The organism is Pseudohongiella spirulinae (genome assembly GCF_001444425.1).
In the GTDB taxonomy this organism is placed as follows: Bacteria; Pseudomonadota; Gammaproteobacteria; order Pseudomonadales; family Pseudohongiellaceae; genus Pseudohongiella; species Pseudohongiella spirulinae.
In genome coordinates this window covers 1,279,604-1,298,016 of the sequence record NZ_CP013189.1, presented here as the reverse complement: position 1 = coordinate 1,298,016, position 18,413 = coordinate 1,279,604, and the positions used below count along the sequence as shown (strand labels likewise).

The 18,413-nt window shown below is 54.1% G+C and carries 17 protein-coding genes; 10 read left to right on the top strand and 7 right to left on the bottom strand.

Translation table 11 applies throughout. The annotated features are described in order from the left end of the window. Nucleotides 1–20 precede the first annotated feature (20 nt). Nucleotides 21–1,757 carry a thioredoxin domain-containing protein gene (locus PS2015_RS05895; RefSeq protein ID WP_058021350.1) on the top strand — a complete coding sequence of 579 codons (1,737 nt, stop codon included), beginning with the start codon at nucleotides 21–23 and terminating at the stop codon, nucleotides 1,755–1,757. A 61-nt stretch (nucleotides 1,758–1,818) separates the two neighbouring features. Here the strand turns inward: PS2015_RS05895 and PS2015_RS05890 are convergent, their stop codons facing one another. After that, a complete protein-coding gene (locus PS2015_RS05890; protein ID WP_058021349.1) occupies nucleotides 1,819–3,108 on the bottom strand; it encodes an amidohydrolase in 1,290 nt (429 codons plus the stop codon). A 141-nt stretch (nucleotides 3,109–3,249) separates the two neighbouring features. Here PS2015_RS05890 and PS2015_RS05885 point away from each other — a divergent pair, with 141 nt between their 5' ends. From PS2015_RS05885 to PS2015_RS05865, 5 genes are all read left to right on the top strand, one after another. Then, nucleotides 3,250–4,071 carry an HAD family hydrolase gene (locus PS2015_RS05885; protein WP_058021348.1) on the top strand — a complete coding sequence of 274 codons (822 nt, stop codon included), beginning with the start codon at nucleotides 3,250–3,252 and terminating at the stop codon, nucleotides 4,069–4,071. 72 nt (nucleotides 4,072–4,143) lie between these two features. Beyond that, a complete protein-coding gene (locus PS2015_RS05880; protein WP_058021347.1) occupies nucleotides 4,144–4,527 on the top strand; it encodes an MAPEG family protein in 384 nt (127 codons plus the stop codon). Next, nucleotides 4,524–5,198 (top strand): DUF938 domain-containing protein, encoded by a 675-nt coding sequence (locus tag PS2015_RS05875; protein WP_058021346.1) that lies wholly within the window; start codon nucleotides 4,524–4,526, stop codon nucleotides 5,196–5,198. The genes PS2015_RS05880 and PS2015_RS05875 overlap by 4 nt, the downstream gene beginning before the upstream one ends. Then, a complete protein-coding gene (locus PS2015_RS05870) occupies nucleotides 5,198–6,436 on the top strand; it encodes an Nramp family divalent metal transporter (RefSeq protein ID WP_058021345.1) in 1,239 nt (412 codons plus the stop codon). The genes PS2015_RS05875 and PS2015_RS05870 overlap by 1 nt, the downstream gene beginning before the upstream one ends. A 98-nt stretch (nucleotides 6,437–6,534) precedes the next feature. Further along, nucleotides 6,535–7,500: an aldo/keto reductase gene (locus PS2015_RS05865; RefSeq protein WP_237113394.1), complete on the top strand. Its 966-nt coding sequence runs from the start codon at nucleotides 6,535–6,537 to the stop codon at nucleotides 7,498–7,500. A 63-nt stretch (nucleotides 7,501–7,563) separates the two neighbouring features. Here the strand turns inward: PS2015_RS05865 and PS2015_RS05860 are convergent, their stop codons facing one another. Together PS2015_RS05860 and PS2015_RS05855 are read right to left on the bottom strand one after the other, a co-directional pair. Beyond that, on the bottom strand, nucleotides 7,564–10,128 hold the full coding sequence (locus PS2015_RS05860; protein WP_082627991.1) for a M1 family metallopeptidase: 2,565 nt from the start codon (nucleotides 10,126–10,128) through the stop codon (nucleotides 7,564–7,566). Nucleotides 10,129–10,158: 30 nt separating this feature from the next. After that, a complete protein-coding gene (locus PS2015_RS05855) occupies nucleotides 10,159–10,593 on the bottom strand; it encodes a c-type cytochrome (RefSeq protein WP_237113392.1) in 435 nt (144 codons plus the stop codon). A gap of 82 nt (nucleotides 10,594–10,675) precedes the next feature. Here PS2015_RS05855 and PS2015_RS05850 point away from each other — a divergent pair, with 82 nt between their 5' ends. The 3 genes from PS2015_RS05850 to leuB all read left to right on the top strand — a co-directional run bounded on the left by PS2015_RS05850 (nucleotide 10,676) and on the right by leuB (nucleotide 13,546). Next, nucleotides 10,676–12,001 carry a DASH family cryptochrome gene (locus PS2015_RS05850; protein ID WP_082627990.1) on the top strand — a complete coding sequence of 442 codons (1,326 nt, stop codon included), beginning with the start codon at nucleotides 10,676–10,678 and terminating at the stop codon, nucleotides 11,999–12,001. A 160-nt stretch (nucleotides 12,002–12,161) separates the two neighbouring features. Beyond that, complete coding sequence (locus PS2015_RS15885; RefSeq protein WP_257721209.1) at nucleotides 12,162–12,287, top strand: hypothetical protein; 126 nt, start codon at nucleotides 12,162–12,164, stop codon at nucleotides 12,285–12,287. Nucleotides 12,288–12,436: 149 nt separating this feature from the next. Then, nucleotides 12,437–13,546 (top strand): 3-isopropylmalate dehydrogenase, encoded by a 1,110-nt coding sequence (leuB, locus tag PS2015_RS05845; protein WP_058021343.1) that lies wholly within the window; start codon nucleotides 12,437–12,439, stop codon nucleotides 13,544–13,546. 15 nt (nucleotides 13,547–13,561) lie between these two features. Here leuB and PS2015_RS05840 read toward each other — a convergent pair whose 3' ends face one another. After that, a complete protein-coding gene (locus tag PS2015_RS05840; protein ID WP_058021342.1) occupies nucleotides 13,562–14,116 on the bottom strand; it encodes an RDD family protein in 555 nt (184 codons plus the stop codon). A 4-nt stretch (nucleotides 14,117–14,120) separates the two neighbouring features. Continuing rightward, nucleotides 14,121–14,570 carry a hypothetical protein gene (locus tag PS2015_RS15705; protein ID WP_169792274.1) on the bottom strand — a complete coding sequence of 150 codons (450 nt, stop codon included), beginning with the start codon at nucleotides 14,568–14,570 and terminating at the stop codon, nucleotides 14,121–14,123. Nucleotides 14,571–14,657: 87 nt separating this feature from the next. Between PS2015_RS15705 and PS2015_RS05830 the strand changes: the two genes are divergently transcribed. Then, nucleotides 14,658–16,205, top strand: coding sequence for a hydroxymethylglutaryl-CoA lyase-like TIM-barrel protein (locus tag PS2015_RS05830; RefSeq protein WP_058021340.1), 1,548 nt, complete (start codon nucleotides 14,658–14,660; stop codon nucleotides 16,203–16,205). A gap of 13 nt (nucleotides 16,206–16,218) precedes the next feature. Here the strand turns inward: PS2015_RS05830 and lptG are convergent, their stop codons facing one another. Together lptG and lptF are read right to left on the bottom strand one after the other, a co-directional pair. After that, the gene (gene lptG / locus PS2015_RS05825; RefSeq protein ID WP_058021339.1) at nucleotides 16,219–17,292 is read right to left on the bottom strand and encodes an LPS export ABC transporter permease LptG; all 1,074 of its coding nucleotides are present in this window, start codon (nucleotides 17,290–17,292) and stop codon (nucleotides 16,219–16,221) included. Nucleotide 17,293: 1 nt separating this feature from the next. After that, nucleotides 17,294–18,403, bottom strand: a complete 1,110-nt coding sequence (lptF, locus tag PS2015_RS05820) for an LPS export ABC transporter permease LptF (RefSeq protein ID WP_058021338.1) — start codon at nucleotides 18,401–18,403, stop codon at nucleotides 17,294–17,296. Nucleotides 18,404–18,413 lie beyond the last annotated feature (10 nt).

The following is an 18,413-nucleotide window of genomic DNA, read 5'->3' as shown; positions in this document are numbered from 1 at the left end:
CTACGTCGGAGACCTGAACCATGGGAATAGTCAAACGCACAGCCAGCATAGTGACGCTGGCGTCGGCCTTACTGGCGGGCGCTGCGACAGCACAAACAGAGGGCAGCCGGGCTGGTGACTTCGCGCTACTCGATCATCAGGGCTATTTTCACCACATGGCCTGGTACGACAATAACAAGGCTATCGCCTTCCTGGTGCAGGCCAATGGGGCGCCTGAGGTCAAACAGGCCCTTCCCGAGTTCCAGCGACTTCAACATACCTATCAGGATCAGGGCATTGTCTTTTTCCTGCTGAACTCACTGGGCGAATCTCGCGACAGCGTTCTCAGCGAAATGGATTCACTGGGTAGCGATATTCCGGTGTTAATTGACGACGTTCAGGCAGCTTCTGAAGCGCTGGGAGTGGAGCGAATCGGCGAGGCTTTGATTTACGATCCACAAAGTTTTCGAGTTTTATACCGGGGCCCCGCCGGCGACTCATTCAGAAACGCACTGGCAGACGTCGCAGTTGGCAAGGACATCAGCAACGCTGTTATGGCCAGCAATGGCAGCCTGGTCGAATATCATACGCGCAATGACAACGTGCCCTCCTACAGTGAGGAAATCGCGCCGATCATCGCTGATAACTGTGCAAGCTGTCATCGTGAAGGCGGCATCGCACCGTTTGCCCTGAACAGCCATGCCATGGCACAGGGCTGGTCACCGATGATCCGTGAAGTGCTGGTCACCAAGCGTATGCCGCCGGGCCAGCTGGATCCGCATGTCGGCGAGTTCAGTAACCCCTATTTTGTCCCCTTTGAAGACCAGCGCAAGCTGCTGGACTGGATAGCCGCCGGCTCACCCCGAGGGGACGGCAATGACCCGCTGGCGGAACTGCAATGGCCGGAGACCGAATGGGCTTTCGGCGAGCCCGATCTGATCATCAATGTTCCCCCGCAAACCATCCCGGCGACAGGAGTGCTGGATTACATCAACGTCGTGGTTCCAATTGAAGGTCTGGATCGCGACCGTTGGGTCAGGGCCAGCCAGTATCTGGCCGGCGATCGTCAGGTGCTGCACCACACGCTGAATTCGGTCATCGGACCAGGCGAACGACTGAGAGGCGGATTTACCGCTGATGGCGACCCGAATGTCGGCCATATTGCCGCTTACATTCCTGGTGCTGAACCGCACCTGGAAGCGCCCAATACTGGCGGCTTGCTAAAGGCTGGCTCGTCCATCGCGCTGCAGCTGCATTACACCACCATGGGTCGCGAAACGGTTGATGCCGGTCGGATCGGTGTCTGGTTCTATCCCGATGACCAGATCCCAACTGAACGCCGCACCGGCGAGTGTGCCTGCATTTTCACACCCACCTGGACAGATATTCCGCCCTACCATCCGAATTTTGAACAACAGGCGGAAATCACTATCGACGCTGACGCCTATGTGATGAGCTTTATCTCGCACATGCACTTCAGAGGCAAATACATGCGTTTCCACGCTCACTACCCTGATGGCGAGGTGGAAGAACTGATGAATATCCCGAATTACAACTATAACTGGCAAATGGAATACAAGCTGGAAGAGCCCAAACTGGTGCCCGCAGGTACACGGATTGTCGTAACCGGGGCATTTGACAACTCCGAGCAGAATCCCGCCAATCCCGATCCGAGTATCGCGGTGGGCTGGGGCGATCAGAGCTGGGACGAAATGTTCTTTGGTCAGGTCTACTACAAGTATGTCGACCAGAGCCGTTATCTGATCAGCTCAAATTAATTGATTTGCTCGACGGTCGTGGTTTCCCCCGTACCCCGCAGGGCGGGGGAAACCAACTTCCTTACAGACCGTTACCGTTCATAAAATCCAGCGCCAACGCTGTCATCGCCTTGACACCAACCGGCAGAGCGCGCTCGTCGGCATAAAAAAATGGTGAATGATTCGGATATACCATTGCTGGATCATCGGCACCAATTCCCAGAAAGAAGAACATGCCCGGCACCTCATTGGCGTAGTAAGAAAAGTCTTCCGCGCCGGTAATCAGTGATGCTTCGACAAAGCGCTCGCCAGCCACTCGCTGAAGGGTCGGCGCCATGTTCCTGGTCAACTCAGGATCGTTATAGGTCACCGGATAACCAAGGCTGATATTCACATCCACTGTCGCACCAGCACTGGCGGCAATCTGGGTTGCCGTACGCTCCACCCGCTCATGAATCTGACGCCGGGTTTCTGCATCAAAGGTCCGCAAGGTACCGATCATCTCAACGGAGTCAGGAATGATATTGCTGCGCACTCCGCCATTAATGGCACCCACAGTGACAATGGAGGGTGTCAGGGTGGCATCGAGCTGACGGCTTGGAATGGTCTGCAGCCCCATCACGATTTGCGAGGCAACCACAATCGGGTCAATGCCTGCCCAGGGCGCTGCACCGTGTGTCTGCTGTCCCTGCACGCGAATTCTGAAGGAGTCGCTGGAGGCCATGGTACCGCCTTCACGAACTGCTATCTGTCCCGCCGGGATCGGCCAGACATGCAGACCAAAAACCGCATCCGGGCGGATATCATCAAACAGCCCTTCTTTCAGCATAAGCTCGGCGCCACCTTCTTCACCCTCAGGTGCCCCCTCTTCAGCCGGCTGAAAGATAAACATCACAGTTCCCTGCAGCTCATCACGCATGTCTGCCAACACAGTCGCTGCCCCCATCAGAATCGCCATGTGATTATCATGACCACAGGCATGCATCACACCAACATCCTGACCGTTATATTGCGTTCGTACACGCGAGGCAAAAGGCAGATCAACCTGCTCTTCCACCGGCAATGCGTCCATATCCGCACGCAGGGCAACAACCGGCCCTTCCCGGCCACCGCGCAGAATTCCGACAACTCCGGTATGCGCAACCTCCGTCTGCACCTCCATACCCAGTGCACGCAGGTGATCGGCAATAATGCCTGCAGTCCGGAACTCACGATTACCCAGTTCGGGATGCTGATGAAAGTCACGTCTCCATTCCACGACCTGCGGCATGACGCCGTCTACCAGACTCTCTACCGCGTCCGGCAAAGCCGGCACCTGCGCCTGGGCACTGAAAGACAGTCCGATCAGGCAACTCATAAGCAGTTTCTTCATCATCAATCTCCGGCGATGTTAAATAATGATGCCCATGCAAAAGTCCAGACTAGCCGTTTTTAACGTACAAGTCACCGATGATCTGCTAGACTTTCGGCTGCAGAAATTTTAAGACAATGTATTTTGAAAGAGCGATTGCTCATGGAACTGCTGGTATTTGATCTGGATGGCACACTGCTTAACGAGTCATCGCGAATCTCCGATTTCACCCGGGACACTTTGCGCCTGCTGACCGCCAACAATATTGCCTACACGGTTGCTACCGGCAGAAATCTGCAGGCGGCCCGCGACATCATCAACGGTCATGGTTTTGAACTGCCCCACGTCTACACCAATGGCGTGATGATCTGGGACCCTCGAAAACAGGCGCTGTCGCTGGGTAACTTTCTGACCGTTACAGAGGCCCAGCATATTCTGCAGGCAGCCATCCGCGCTGACCTGACACCGTTTGTGCATACCGTTGAAGCCGGTAACCACCATGTCATCTATCATCCTCCTACCCGGCACCCGCCAGAAGAGAAACTGCTGACGATGTTCGCATCCAGAGCACAGAATGTCGTAAAACCACTTGCTATCCTGCCAGTCGATGCGCAGATAACCAATATCAACATGATTGGTGAAAATTCCGCTGTTGAGCAAGTGGCTGCGGAGATCAGTACCGAAGACCATCTGGTTGCCTACTCAGGTCCGGCCATGGAAAACCGCGCCCTCAAGTGGATCGACATTCATCATAGTCTGGCCAGCAAAGGCAGTGCTGTCAGCGCATTACGTGAGCAACTGGGCATTTCGAAGGTCGTCTGTTTCGGTGATAGTGACAACGATCTCAGTATGTTCGAGATCGCCGATGAGTGCTATGCACCCGAAAATGCCAAAACACCGCTGAAAGAGGCGGCCACGGCAGTCATCGGCCACCACGATGCTGATGGCGTCGCACTGTTTTTGCGGGACCGCTTCAATCTGTAAGCCGGGTATTGTGCACATCTGTCTGTGCGCCTATGATCTGGACAACAACAACTTGGATAAAAGGGATAAATTATGGCCTGGGTAACTATCGTTGCAGTGCTCGCACTGATCCAGTACACCGCATTCGGCATGCTGGTTGGTAAAGCGCGCATGACTTATAAAATTGATGCGCCGGCTGTGCACGGTGATCCGGTATTTGAGCGCTACTATCGCGTGCACATGAACACACTGGAAAGTCTGCTGTTCTTCCTGCCCTCATTGTTCCTGTTTGTTCAATACTTCAACCCTCTGCTGGGTGCAGGCCTGGGGGCCGTTTTCCTTATCGGACGCCAGCTATATTTCTTCAGCTACATCAAGGATCCTGCATCAAGAGGGCCAGGCTTCGCGTTGACACTACTGCCTTCACTGTTCATGGCAATCGGCGCCGCAGCAGGTGCCATTCAGTCCATGTTATGAGTAAAACCGACCTGGAAAACGACGGCAGGCGCAGTCACGCATCGTCACAGCGCAACCGCGAACCCATCAGACAGGTGCTTCACAGAATTCTCAAGCCCGGTGCGACCGTACTCGAGATTGCCGCCGGCACCGGAGAACAGGCAGTTTATCTGAGCAGGGAGTTGCAAGCTGACAAATGGTTTCCTACTGACATAAATCCGGCAGCACTGGAAAGCATCAATGCCTGGCGTCGCCATGAAGTCAATCAGGTCTTGCAGCCAGCAATGATTCTGGACGTAACCGCGCCACCTGAGTCCATAATTGCTGACCTGCGGGACTCGGGGGCCAATCCACCCGCTTTTGATGCCATTGTCTGCATCAATATGATTCACATCTCACCATGGGCCGCTACCGAAGGCTTGATGCGTCTGGCTGCAGACGCCCTGGCGCCGGATGGTGTTCTTTATCTTTACGGTCCATACAAACAGAACGGTATTCATTCAGCTCAGAGCAATGCAGACTTTGATATGGATCTCAGGGCAAGAAATCCAGAATGGGGTATTCGAGACCTGACTGATGTCAGTGCCCTGGCTCGACATCATGGCCTTGAAGCAGCCGGTGTTGTGGACATGCCGGTCAACAACTTGAGTGTTTTGTTCCGCAAACCCCCGGCCGACGCCAGGCAAGGCTGATGCCCGAGACATCCCGCGAGCATCGCTGGTACAGGCAGTCAGGGCCGGGTGTACTGATCGCGGCGGCCTTTATCGGACCGGGCACTGTCACTGTCTGCACAATAGCTGGCGTCAACTTTGGCTATGAACTCTTGTGGGCATTGCTGTTGTCGATAATCGCTACCATCCTGCTGCAGGAGATGTCAGCTCGAATCGGGCTGATAAGTGGTAAAGGTCTGACCGAAGTCATCCGGGAGCAGCTGCAATCACGCCCGATATTAAAGGCGCTGGTTCTGACTCTCATCATCAGCGCGATTGTTATCGGCAATGCAGCCTACGAAGCGGGCAATCTGAGCGGCGGACGTCTGGGACTGGAAAGCGCCCTGGACCTTGAGCAGAGCCTGATCGGACCCTGGCTATCACTGCTGATCGGATGCGTTGCTTTCGCCATCCTTTTCAGTGGCAGTTATAAGGTACTGGAACGCGCGCTCACCGCCCTCGTGGTGTTGATGAGTCTGTCTTTTGTTACCACAGCAATCCTCACCAGACCCGACCTGGGTCAGGTTCTGGGCGGCCTGTTGCTGCCCGGTGTCAGTGATGCCAACCTGCTGACCATTGTCGGCCTGATCGGCACCACTGTGGTTCCCTACAATCTGTTCCTGCATGCCGCCCTGGTGAGAGAAAAGTGGACTGACGCATCTTCATTGCCTGCTGCGAGACGCGATACTATCGTCGCTGTCTCACTCGGCGGCCTGGTGTCCATGTCGATCCTGATATCAGCTGCCGCTGCTGACGTCTCTCAGGTTAGCAACGTCGGCGACCTGGCGCGCAGTCTTGAGCCACTTTACGGCAGCGCGGCGAAATACCTGTTAGGTCTGGGATTATTCGCGGCCGGCATCACATCCGCTATCACTGCACCGCTGGCCGCCGCCTATGTTGTGCGAGGCTGCATGGGCTGGCCAGTCTCCCTGCAACATACCGGTTTTCGGGCAGTGTGGGTACTTGTGCTGCTGAGCGGAATACTGTTTGCTTCCCTCGGCATCAACCCGATTGAGATTATCCGCTTCGCACAGGTGGCCAATGGCATTACCCTGCCAGTGGTGGCCGGCATCGTATTATGGTTGATCAATACCCAATTGCTACCCGCCCGCTATCGCAATACCCGTCTGCATAATATAGCCGGCATGACCATTGTGCTTGTCACCGTCGCACTAGGTATTCGTTCGATATTTTTAGTGTTGAACAGCCTGATTAGCTGAGGCTCACGCACATCCGGTTTTCCTTGAACCCGCACAAACTCTCTGGGTAAACTCTGAGCAACATTGGTGTAATTGTCTGACTTTCGCGGAGAAATCTGATGAGCAAATCGCAGGGCATGTCTCGACGCCGTTTTCTGGGCACCAGTCTGGGAGCTGCTGCCGCACTCACCCTATCCCCGTCCTTCCTGGCCCTGGCCCAGAATGCCGCTCCCATTATGCGGGCCATTCCGGCGACAGGAGAAACCATACCCGCTATCGGACTGGGATCGTCTGCCACGTTCGCTCAGGTGGCCCGCAGTGAGGATATCAGTGCGGTCCGTGCGGTCATGGACCGCATGCATCAATTGGGCGGTCGTGTGTTTGACACAGCACCCAGTTATGGTGCCTCCGAAGAAGTCGCCGGGCAAATAGCACAGGATCTGGGAATCAACGAGTCGCTGTTCTGGGCAACCAAGGTCAATGTTGCCGGCCGCGGAGGCGGCAGTGCCGACCCGACAGCCGCGCGCAATCAGCTCGAAACATCCTTTCAGCGCATTGGCAAGGAGGTCATCGACCTGATTCAGGTTCATAATATGGGCGATCCGGATACCCAATTGGCCCTGCTAAGAGAGCTTAAAGAGCAAGGTCGTGTGCGTTATATGGGCATCACCACAACCTTCGCTGAGCAGTATGAGCACCTGATTCGAGTTATGAACAATGAACCCCTGGACTTTATCGGGATCGATTACGCCGTCGATAACCGCGATGTCGAAGACCGTATTTTACCACTGGCCCGGGATCGTGGCATCGCTGTTCTGGTATACGCACCCTTCGGCCGAACTCGCCTGTGGGCAAGAGTCGGCGATCGCCCCGTGCCTGATTACGCGCAGGAGTTTGATGCCAGCACCTGGGGACAGTTTTTCCTGAAGTTTGTTCTGAGTCATCCGGCGGTGACCGCAGCTACCCCGTCTACCAGCCGACCGGCCAATATGGAAGATAATATTGGAGGTATGCTGGGCAGACTGCCAGACGCTGCCATGCGGCGGCGAATGATTGAAACCGTTGACGCTCTGCCGATGGTATAGGAATACAGACGAATGGCGGGGTTTGGAAACACAGACCCCGCACACTCGTTGACCTGATGGGGTTTAGTCGCTGTCAGCTACCCGCAACAAACCGTCTGCAGCCTGCAACAGTTTACCCATCAACTTGGGTGACATGTCACCGTTCGCTGCAATGAACTGTTCAACCACCGTCGCAGCCTGAGGTGAGCGGTGCCCATCCAGAATGGCGTGCAGCCATCGCAAGGGGAAAAATATATCGCCTGTTTGCTGAATATCTTCCAACATTTCCAGCCCCGGCAAAATCAGAGACAGAGACTGCTCTGCCCGCAGCGGGTGATGAATGGCGCGGGCAGCATCGAGCACCCAGGATTCACGTTGACGATTCTGTACATCCGCAAACGATCTGAACATGGCACCTCGTTCGTTGGCTGAGCCCTCAAACGCCACCCGGACAAACTGAAACCTTGCCAGACGATCCGGGTTAGTAATACGCGACTGCTGTTCATCCATAATGCGTCCGGCGTCCGGCCTGTCACGCAGCGCCAGCTCCTCTGCCAGAGTAATAAACTGCTGCTCCTGTAAGGGTAGTCCCTCAATAGAGCTGTCACCGGACCAGAGCTCATAAAGGCGCTGTACGCCATTTCTGGAGACAGTCACATTCACCAACGTATCGAAATAGGCGCCTTTATCACCAGACGCAGCCGCCTGTTGCATGGCATTCCACAAGACCTGCTCCAGCTCAGTAGCCTGCCGCTGACGGGCTGCTTCGGGTATATAGCGCCACCAGATGTTTCTTAGCAGCCCCATCATCTGCTGAGCCATCAATGGAGCACGCTCTTGCTGCAATCCAACCAGCAGCGCCTGCAGTAACTGCTCAGGAGCCAGGCGATCTTCCAGTACGTCTTCCCACAACTGCTGCCATGCCACCGCGCGATGTAAGGCGGATTCAAACCCATGAATAGCTGTCAGCAAGACTTGCCGGCCGGATTCATCCATTTCAAAACGCGCGTAACTGACGCCATCGACCCCGACCAGCACGAAATCCGGACGGCTTTGATCCACCATATCGATGAACGCGTTGCGTTCGGACAATTCGAGCTCATAGCTTCGTAATTGCTCATTCTGAGAAACCAGAACGCTCATTGGTTGAGCCCATAGCAAATCACGTTGCTGATCGTCATCGCGTTGCACTATTTCAAGTGCAGACTGCTGCCAGATACCTTGCACCCTGGGTCGTCCCGGCTGGTCCACCCAGGCGTGGCTCCAGGCGGACAGATCACGATCAGTATTGGCATCCAGTATGTTGATCAAATCCTGCCAATCGGCATTGGAGAACGCGTAATCCGAGAGATATCGCTGCAATCCGTCCCTGAGTGCATTTTCACCCAGCAGCAACTCCAACTGATTCATGACCACAGGGGCTTTCTGATAAATGATTGCCCCATAAAGCGATCCGGCGTCACGCAGATTGTCCAATGGCTGACGAATGGGATTGGCTCCAGCTGTGCGGTCCACGGCATAGGCGGTTGGATGGTGTGCCTGATAAAAGCGCAGATCCAGATCGAGCTCTGGAAACGCGGGACCGGCAATCTTGGCTGCCAGGAAATTTGCGAACACTTCCTTCATCCAGACGTCATTAAACCAGCGCATGGTCACCAGATCACCAAACCACATGTGTGCGGTCTCATGGGCTATCAGGCTGGCCCGCCCCAACTCCCGGTTGCGTGAGGCACCGGGATCAAGAAACAGACTTTCAGCGCGATACCAGATGGCTCCCGGGTGCTCCATACCGCCGAACTGGAACGCTGGAATTGCAAAAAAATCAAATTTATCAAATGGATAATCAATGGCTGTATAGTCTTCCAGCCAGTCCAGGGCGGTGACATGCAAATCAAAAATGGCATCCCGATTTCGTGCCACACTGTCAGCATCAGTCTCACGATGGTACATCGTCATCTCGCGCCCGTTGCGCACGGCAGTCTCAGTCTGAAACTGACCGGCGGCAAACGCAAAGAGATAAGAGCTGAGAGGCTGGGTGACGGCGAATTCCAGCCGATCGGCATTGTTTCGGTCTGAATCAGGCTGACGACGCAGCAGTTGACCATTCGCCAGCGCTTGCCAATCGTCAGGTACACTCAGCGAAAGTCGGTACCGCGCCTTGATATCAGGCTGTTCAAAAACCGGAAATGCCGTCGAAGCATTGTCAGGAACAAATAATGTATACAGAAAATCAGGTTGACGATTCAGCGCATTGTCAGTGCTTTGAAAATCAATCTCAACAGACACTGGACCCACGGACAAATGTTCAGCAGCGATGACAATGTGATCTTGTGGCGTCGAATATTCTGCCGATTGCCCGTTCAGAAAAACCTGGTGGATATGATCAGGTGGCGCGCGAAAATCGATCACCAGCGAACGATCTGCATCGAGCAAGGTGAACTCTATGAGCACACGGCCTGTGACTGATTGGTTCTGTGATTCAGGAATCCGGAAATGCAGATCGTAACTGACATCGGTAACGGCTGATGCACGCGTTTGCGCTAATTGCTGTGACACGCCGGGTTCAGGTACCATTTGCGCAGGTTCCGGAGAAGAGCAGGCAGCCAGTGCGGCCAGGACAATCATGAGTGTAACTGTCAATGACCGCATCAGCTGTCTGCTCCGGCATCAAAAAAGGGATTAGAGGGACTCTATAAAGGCGCCCAGGTTCTCAATATCAGCCGCAGACAGAGCGGCTGCCGATGGCCACATCATGGCACTCTGATCACCACGGGTTTCGCGATTTTTGTAAGCAGTCAACGCTTCCACGATAAACGCCTGGTCCCGACCGGCAAGCTGCGGACCTACTCCACCACCACCTGTGGCACCATGGCAGGCCTGACATCCTGCATAAGCAGTTCGTCCCAGTTCGGCGGGGCTGGCCGATGCCGCAGCTTCCGCGGCCGCGCGCTGCTGGTCCAGAATGTTACCATTAGCTGCAACATAATCCTCGTAACACTCGCCTATACAGGCATGAACACGTTCCTGATTCGGCAGATCCAGATTCATCCAGGCAAGGCTGATAAGCGCTACGGTGGCTAAAACTGATAAACCGGGGATGTACAACTGCTTCATAAATACTCCTGAAAAGATATAAGCTGATCTGCGAAATGCCGCGGGTCGTAATTTTACCCTAAACACACTGAAGGATGCGATCATGACGACAAGTCTGTACTGGTTGACCAGCGACCTGCGACTGGATGACAACCCGGCCCTGGTCAGAGCAGCCCAGGCTGACTCGCTGATCTGTGTCTACTGCATCGACCAGCGTTGGTTCAAGCCGCACAGATATCACGTCAGCTCCATGGGCACCCATCGCTGGCGCTTCCTGCGGCAAAGCCTGGATACGATGGCGGAACAATTGAGGATCAGGGGCCAATTCCTGCAGATTCGCTACGGACTGCCGGAACAGCAACTGGCAGAGCTGATCCGTCGACATAAGGTTCAAAGGCTGATCTGCTCACGTCAGATAGCCAGTGATGAGCTTCGCATACTCAAATTTCTGTCTCAGCATTTTCCTGAGCTGATCATTGAGCAGGTAGACACCGCCACTTTATTCGATACCGGTTCCTTTGACATTTCGCTTGAGACGCTGCGCAAAGGCTTCACGCCTTATAGAAAGCAGGTTGAAACTCTCTCTGTGCCAGAACCACTGCAAGCTCCGGGGTCATTGCCACGCGCCCCCCTTCAAGTGGTGCCGGATCAGAGCCTGCCAGATTGGATACCAAAACGGTATCAGCAATCAGGCAGCGGCTCAGCTGATTTTATCGGCGGCGAAAATGCAGCCTCTGAACACCTAGAGGCCTATTTCAACAGTGATCTGCCATCTGACTATAAAAACGTAAGGGATCAGTTGGACGACTGGGAAAACTCATCCAGGCTTTCCCCCTGGTTAGCGGCAGGGTGTCTTTCACCCAGGCGTATCACCAAACGCCTGTTGCGATATGAACAGCAAAAAGGTGCTAACGAGTCCAGCTATTGGCTGTACTTCGAACTGCTGTGGCGCGAATACTTCCACTGGCTGGCGCTTGCTCAGAAAGACTCACTTTTCCAGCTCAAGGGCCTGCGCAGCAGACCGCCGCATGCCTGCCTGCATCCGGAGCGGTATCGCAAATGGTGTCATGGCAACACGCCCTGGCCACTGGTTAACGCCTGCATGCGCCAGCTTCAGGCTACCGGTTATCTGTCAAACCGTGGCAGACAGATCGCCGCCAGTTGCTTTGTGAATGAACTGGGCATGGATTGGCGCTATGGGGCCGCCTGGTTTGAGCACATGCTGATTGACTTTGACGTTGCCTCCAATTGGGGTAACTGGCAATATATCGCTGGTGTAGGGGTGGATCCACGTGGCGGACGTCATTTCGACCTCGCTGCGCAGGCCAGCAAATTTGATGTAGATGGAATGTATGTCAGACGCTGGGCACCGCACACACCCGATTCAGCGCTGGACTCAGTGGACGCCGCAGACTGGCCCATCGGCTAACGCGCGGCGAGACAGACGTATCGGCGTGGCTAATAGTGGTGTGACTATTGTTGACTATTGTATAGGTGCGACAATCTGTCGCACCCCCATTCTGGTAATGACATTTTATTTTTTAATAGTGTAGTCTACACACACCAAGACACGGAATCAGGTTGTTATCATGGCACAAAATGATCAGGACAAACCCAAGAAATTTTTTGGTTTTGAAGTCAGCGATACCATTTCTTACATCGTGGTGGTGATACTGGCACTCATCTTCATACGCCAGGTCATGCAGCTTTTCTGACAATCAGGAGACAGCCTGCCCTCCTGCACCTTCCGACAGACCACCTAACGTGGTAAATTACTGACCCTCCTATTTATGCAACAACGTCGTCATGCAACGTCATAGATTTCTGTGGCATGTCGCTGTCTGGACAAACAACGGATAATTTCATGAGTAATTTCAAAATCGCCCTGCTCGATGGGGATGGTATCGGGCCGGAAATCATGCGTGAGGCCGTAAAGGTCCTGGATCTGGTCGCCGAACGTAACAATATCAGCTTCGACCTGATCCATACGCCATTTGGCGCCAGTGCCTACTTTGAGTGCGGACACCCCTTTCCTGAACAGACCCAGAAAGTTTGCGATGAGGCCGATGCAATCCTGAAAGGGCCCATTGGTCTGAGTCATGAAGAATCCCAGAAGATTCCGGTCGATATGCAGCCGGAACGGGGCGCTCTGCTGCCACTGCGTCGCCGCTACAACACTTATGCCAATTTTCGGCCAGTATTTCTGCCCAAAGGTCTGGCTCACTTTTCGCCGCTGAAACCGGAAATTATTGGCGACGGTATCGACATCATGATCATTCGCGAACTGGTGGGTGGGCTATACTTCGGTGAGAAAGAAACGGGTAAAACCGCCGACGGCATCCGGTATGTCAAAGAAACACTCGAATATGACGAGAATCAGATTCGGCGCATTGCCAAAGTGGCCTTTGAGACAGCGCAAAAGCGCAAAAAAGTGCTGCACAATATCCACAAGAGCAATGTCCTTAAATCCAGTGTGCTGTGGAATGCGGTCATCGACGAAGTTGGCAAAGATTACCCCGACGTCAAAGTCGAGAACATTCTGGTAGACGCTGCCGCTACTTACCTGTGCCTGAATCCCGGACGCTTTGACGTGATGGTCATGGAGAACATGTTTGGTGACATTCTGAGCGATCAGGGTGGTGGCATTCTGGGCTCACTGGGCCTGATGCCCTCTGCCTGTCTGGGTGATGACAAAGCATATTATGAACCCTCGCATGGCTCGGCACCTGACATTGCCGGTAAAAATATCGCCAATCCATACTCAATGATCGGCTCAGTTGCCATGATGCTGGAAATGAGTTTTAACATGACTCAGGAATCCAGGAATGTCTGGCATGCCATGCAAAGTGTCTTCGCAGATGGTTACTCGACGCCAGATTTATCCAGGCCTGGTTCAGACGTCAAGATGATTGACACACAGGCATTCGGAGATCGGGTTGTTGCGGCTTTGAAGGCGCTGCCAATCCCCGCTTGAAACAAAAAAGATAGTTTAAAACGGTCTTGCATGCTTGGGCAGCAGGACCGTTTTTGTATGTGATAGCCGTTCGTGAATTGCATCGTGCTGCTTATCCACATACATCCACAGATAGCCAAGCCCGCCCAACCAGAAACTGGGCCACGCTGCCAACCAGCGAATCAAACCCTGGCGCAGGGTGATCGGTCGGTTATCAAGCTGCAACGCCCGGATACGCCAGGCAATCATACCGAGTGTCTGCCCCGACCGATTCCAGAACCAAAGATAAAATGCGATGGATGTCGACAGCATCATCGCAAATTGCAAAGCAGACAAGATCGGATGTGTCACTACCTGGCCATCAACCAGCCGACTGGTATTGTCGGCAAACAGACCAAACACAAAAAGCAGCAGGTACCCCAGACAGAACCAGATAGCAGCAACCAGGAACATATCGTAAAGCAGCGCAGCAAGCCTCCGCAGCAACCCGGCGCGGGGCAGGCTGGCAATTTCATCATCACTCAGCAGGCGTCGTTCACTTATTTTGCCAGGTTTTGACGCGGTATTGGCATTATCAGAAGGTCTTGTCATAAGATCAGAAAATTTCCGGTGACGAGTCCTCATCCTGCTCTGCGTCTGCCTCTGTTTCAGCCTCGTTGTCACTGCCAGGCCTGCTTGAAGGCTGCAGCAGGCCGCGAAGCTGTTCAAGCTCCTGCTGCCTGGCCGCGCGTCGCGCATCCGCTGCCGGATTATCCAGCAAGTCAGCCAGTGCAAAAACCTGATTAAACGTGCTGCGAGCATCTTTCATGCATAGAATGGTGAAACTGATCTCTGTTTGAGCGCTGCGGAACTCATTCAGACGACCGTAGAGAACTTCCCTGCAGTCAGGATGTTCCAGCGCCAGCTCAGCGGCTGTTGACAGTGCATCCGAGTACTGTGCAAACGCGGGCGGCAACCATAAACGCTCCGGTCGCACTTCTGCACGAACATCAAGGCTGGCCAATGACAGGCCCATTAACAGTGAAACAGCTAGAGATCGGTTCATGCCGGTATTATCGGTCATTTCGTCAGAAACTTAAACTCTGCTAGAATCGCGCCTCTGACTGCGATCCACTTTGGGAAACTTTGCACAATGAACGCCAATACCGAGCTCAACAATCGTCACGTCCAACTACTGGATACCACACTGCGTGACGGCGAACAGACCCAGGGCGTATCGTTCACCCCAAAGGAAAAACTGCAGATTGCCCGCTCTTTGCTGCAGGCCCTGAAAGTTGATCGCATTGAGGTCGCCTCGGCCAGAGTTTCTGAGGGCGAGCAACGTGCCGTAGCCGATATCAACGCATGGGCGGCCCAGGAAGGCTTTCTGGATAAAGTTGAAGTGCTGGGGTTCGTTGATTATACGCTTAGTGTTAACTGGGTCCGTGATGCTGGTGGAAAAGTAATAAACCTGCTGGCCAAGGGCAGCGAGAAACACTGTCGTGAGCAGCTTGGCCGCACGCTGAACGAGCATGTTCAGGACATTCGCAGGACTGTGGCCTACGCTCAGGAACAGGGTTTGCGCGTCAACCTTTACCTCGAGGACTGGTCAAACGGCTATCAGGACAGTCCCGAATACGTTTTTGGCCTGGTTAGCGGCATCACTGATATTGGTATCGGCAACTTCATGCTGCCGGACACATTGGGTGTGATGACGCCGGATGAGGTCTACACCGCACTGCGCGACATGATTACCCGATTCCCGACACTGCGCTTTGATTTCCACCCACACAATGACTACGGCCTGGCCACGGCTAACGTCATGGCGGCAGTAAAAGCTGGCGTTGACACAGTGCATTGCACCGTCAACTGCCTGGGCGAGCGGGCGGGCAACGCCTCACTTGCAGAAGTCGCTGTTGTGCTGAAAGACAAACTGCGAGTCCATCTGTCTATCGATGAAACACGCATCGCCATGCTCAGTCGCATGGTAGAAAATTTCTCAGGCAAGTGGGTCGCTGCCAATGCCCCCATCGTCGGCGCTGATGTGTTTACCCAGACAGCGGGTATTCATGCTGACGGCGACCAGAAAGGCGGCCTTTACATCACAGCCCTGCGTCCCGAGCGGTTTGCACGCAAACGCACTTACGCACTTGGCAAGATGAGTGGCAAAGCATCTCTGGCCAACAACCTGGAAGAATTAGGTCTGGAGCTTTCGCCTGAAGATCAGAAAAAAGTGTTGCAGGAAGTGGTTAAACTGGGCGATTCCAAAGCTCTGATTACGGCCGACGACCTGCCCTTTATCATTGCTGATGTATTGGAGCGGCGCGAGTATCGGTATGTCGAGCTGCTGAACTGTTACATCAGCAGCGGACTGGATGTCGACAGCACCGCCAGCATCCGTGTCAGCATTCAGGGCAAAATTTATACTGCGTCTGGTTCCGGTACTGGCGGCTTCGCCGCGTTTACAGACGCCGTGAGCAAGATACTAAAAAAACGCGACTTCAGTATGCCAGCCTTGCTGGACTACGAGGTGCACATTCCCCGCGGTGGCAACACCAACGCACTGACTGAATGTATTATTACATGGCGCCTGGAAGAACGTGAGCTGAAGACCCGCGGCGTCGACGCCAACCAGGTGCTGGCGGGTGTAAAGGCCACCCTGCGCATGATCAACATTCGCATGCACAGTCTGGTTCCCTGAGTTACTCAGGTATTTAGACTCGCCGTAGCAGATACAGCCCAACCAGAACGCATAGCAGTATGGGGAACAAAACCGCAAAAAACGGGTTTATCCCGTAAAGAATCGTCACTGGTTCCAACGTTCTTTGGGCGATAGTGAACCCCAGCGCAATGGCAATTGCCACAAACACCCGATGCCCCATAGTCGCTTCACGCAGCGGGCCAAATACAAAGGAAATCGCCAGCACCACAAGCGCCAGCGTCGCCAGTGGCTGCATCAGTTTCTTCCAGAAAGCGAGGTAATAGCTGCTGCTATCGAGCCCCTCACTATCAAAATAACGCGCAAAGCGGAACAGGCCACTGATTGACTGGCGATCAGGGCGAACCAACAGAACGCTCAGTAACTCCGGAGACATATCAATATCCCATCGATACATGGGATAGTCGGCGGCAACCAGTCTGTCACTGCCAAACAGTGTCTCCTGCACATCGTGCATACGCCAGTAGGACTGCTCACCTTCATCAATGTACTCTGCTATCTGCGCAAAGCTGCTTCGCAATACCCGCCGCTGCTCATCCAGCTCATAAACGGTGACTCCAAACAACTCCCGACCGCCCGGCGCGATGGCATTGACATGAATAAATTCATTGCCAATTTTGCGCCACTGACCGCCTTCACTGGTAATGGCCTGCCCGCCACTCATAATCACTGCACGTTCACTCTGCGCACGCTGCTGTAGCGTCGGCGCCACCCATTCGCCCAGTATCAGGCTAAACAGCATGACGCCAAACACCGGCAACAACACCCAGTAAATCAGTCGGGTAGTCTTGATGCCGGCCGATTGCATAATCAGCAGCTCCTGGCTGGAAGCCAGCACGCCCAGTCCGATAATCGCCCCGCCCAGTGCCACATAAGGTAATAATTCATAGACACTGGTCGGCATGGTCATAAGCACGTACATCACGGCATGAGCAGCGGTGTAAAACTCATTGGTACTGCCCAGTTCGTCGGCAAGGGTAAAAATAAGGTCAATAGTGGCTATGACGCCAAGCACGACCAGCATGGCACCCAGTACCATTTTGCTGACATATCTCGCCAACAAGCCCATATCAAGGAGCCCTCGCTGCAAGCGGACGTTGTCGTGGACGACCTTTCATCAACAGGATCAGTCCATACAGCAAAAACACAGCGTGCACCCACCACAGACCTATTGCTGCAGGCAGATCACCATCTTCAAGTGCCTCTCTGGAAACCTGCAACAGCATAAAGTACAAACCATACAGCAGTGCTGCCGGCACCAGGCGGGCAAAACGCCCCTGCCGTGGTTCAACCTTGCTTAGCGGAACTGCGATCAAGGTCAGCACAGGCAATAACAACACCACCGAAATACGCCACTGCAGCTCCGCCTGCAGACCGGGCTGCGCCGAACCCAGCAGTGCTGCGGTTGGTAAGGCCTTTTCTTCCAGAACCGGTGCTATATTCGCCTGCTCTGGCAGCAGGATACCCTGCTGTTCAAATTGCGTGACAGAGTAATCAGCCTGGCCTGGCTCACCATCGTAGAAATATCCATCTTCCAGCAACATGAAGCGACGTCCGGTTTCCTGATCCAGAATGGGTCTGGCCGTGCGCGCCACCATCACTCGCAACTCAGGCTCCCCTTCTGCACCACCGGGAGCACGCACAACAACAAATGTGTTATTCAATTGCCGACCCTGATCTGTTTCAGAAATGGTCTCCGCGTAGGTAACCCGTTGCCCACGATTAAATTCCTGAAACTGCCCGGCAACAATCAGATCAATTTCCGTCAATTCCTGTTGAGAAAGCCGCAAACGCTCCGTCTGCTGCAAGCCGGCTGGTGCCAGGTATAGACTCAACCCGCCCATGACAATCGCCAGCAGCACCGCGACAACACTGGTCACAGCCAGCAGGCGAGAACGACTGTAGCCACAGGCATGCAATACCACCAGCTCGTTTTCCGCATACATGCGCCCATAAGCCAGCAGAATCGCCAAAAACCAGGCAAAAGGCACGATAATGCTGAGAAATTCAGGCAACCTGAAAGACATCAACAACAACAGGATATCTGTGGTCATCTGGCCAGCTACCGCATCGGCCAAGTATTGAAGAAAACGCGAGGTAAATGAGACAACCAGCAGAATCAGCGTTACTGCAGCCGTGACCTGCAGCAGCTGACGGGCAAAGTAGCGAAACAGGATCATGGTGCCCGCG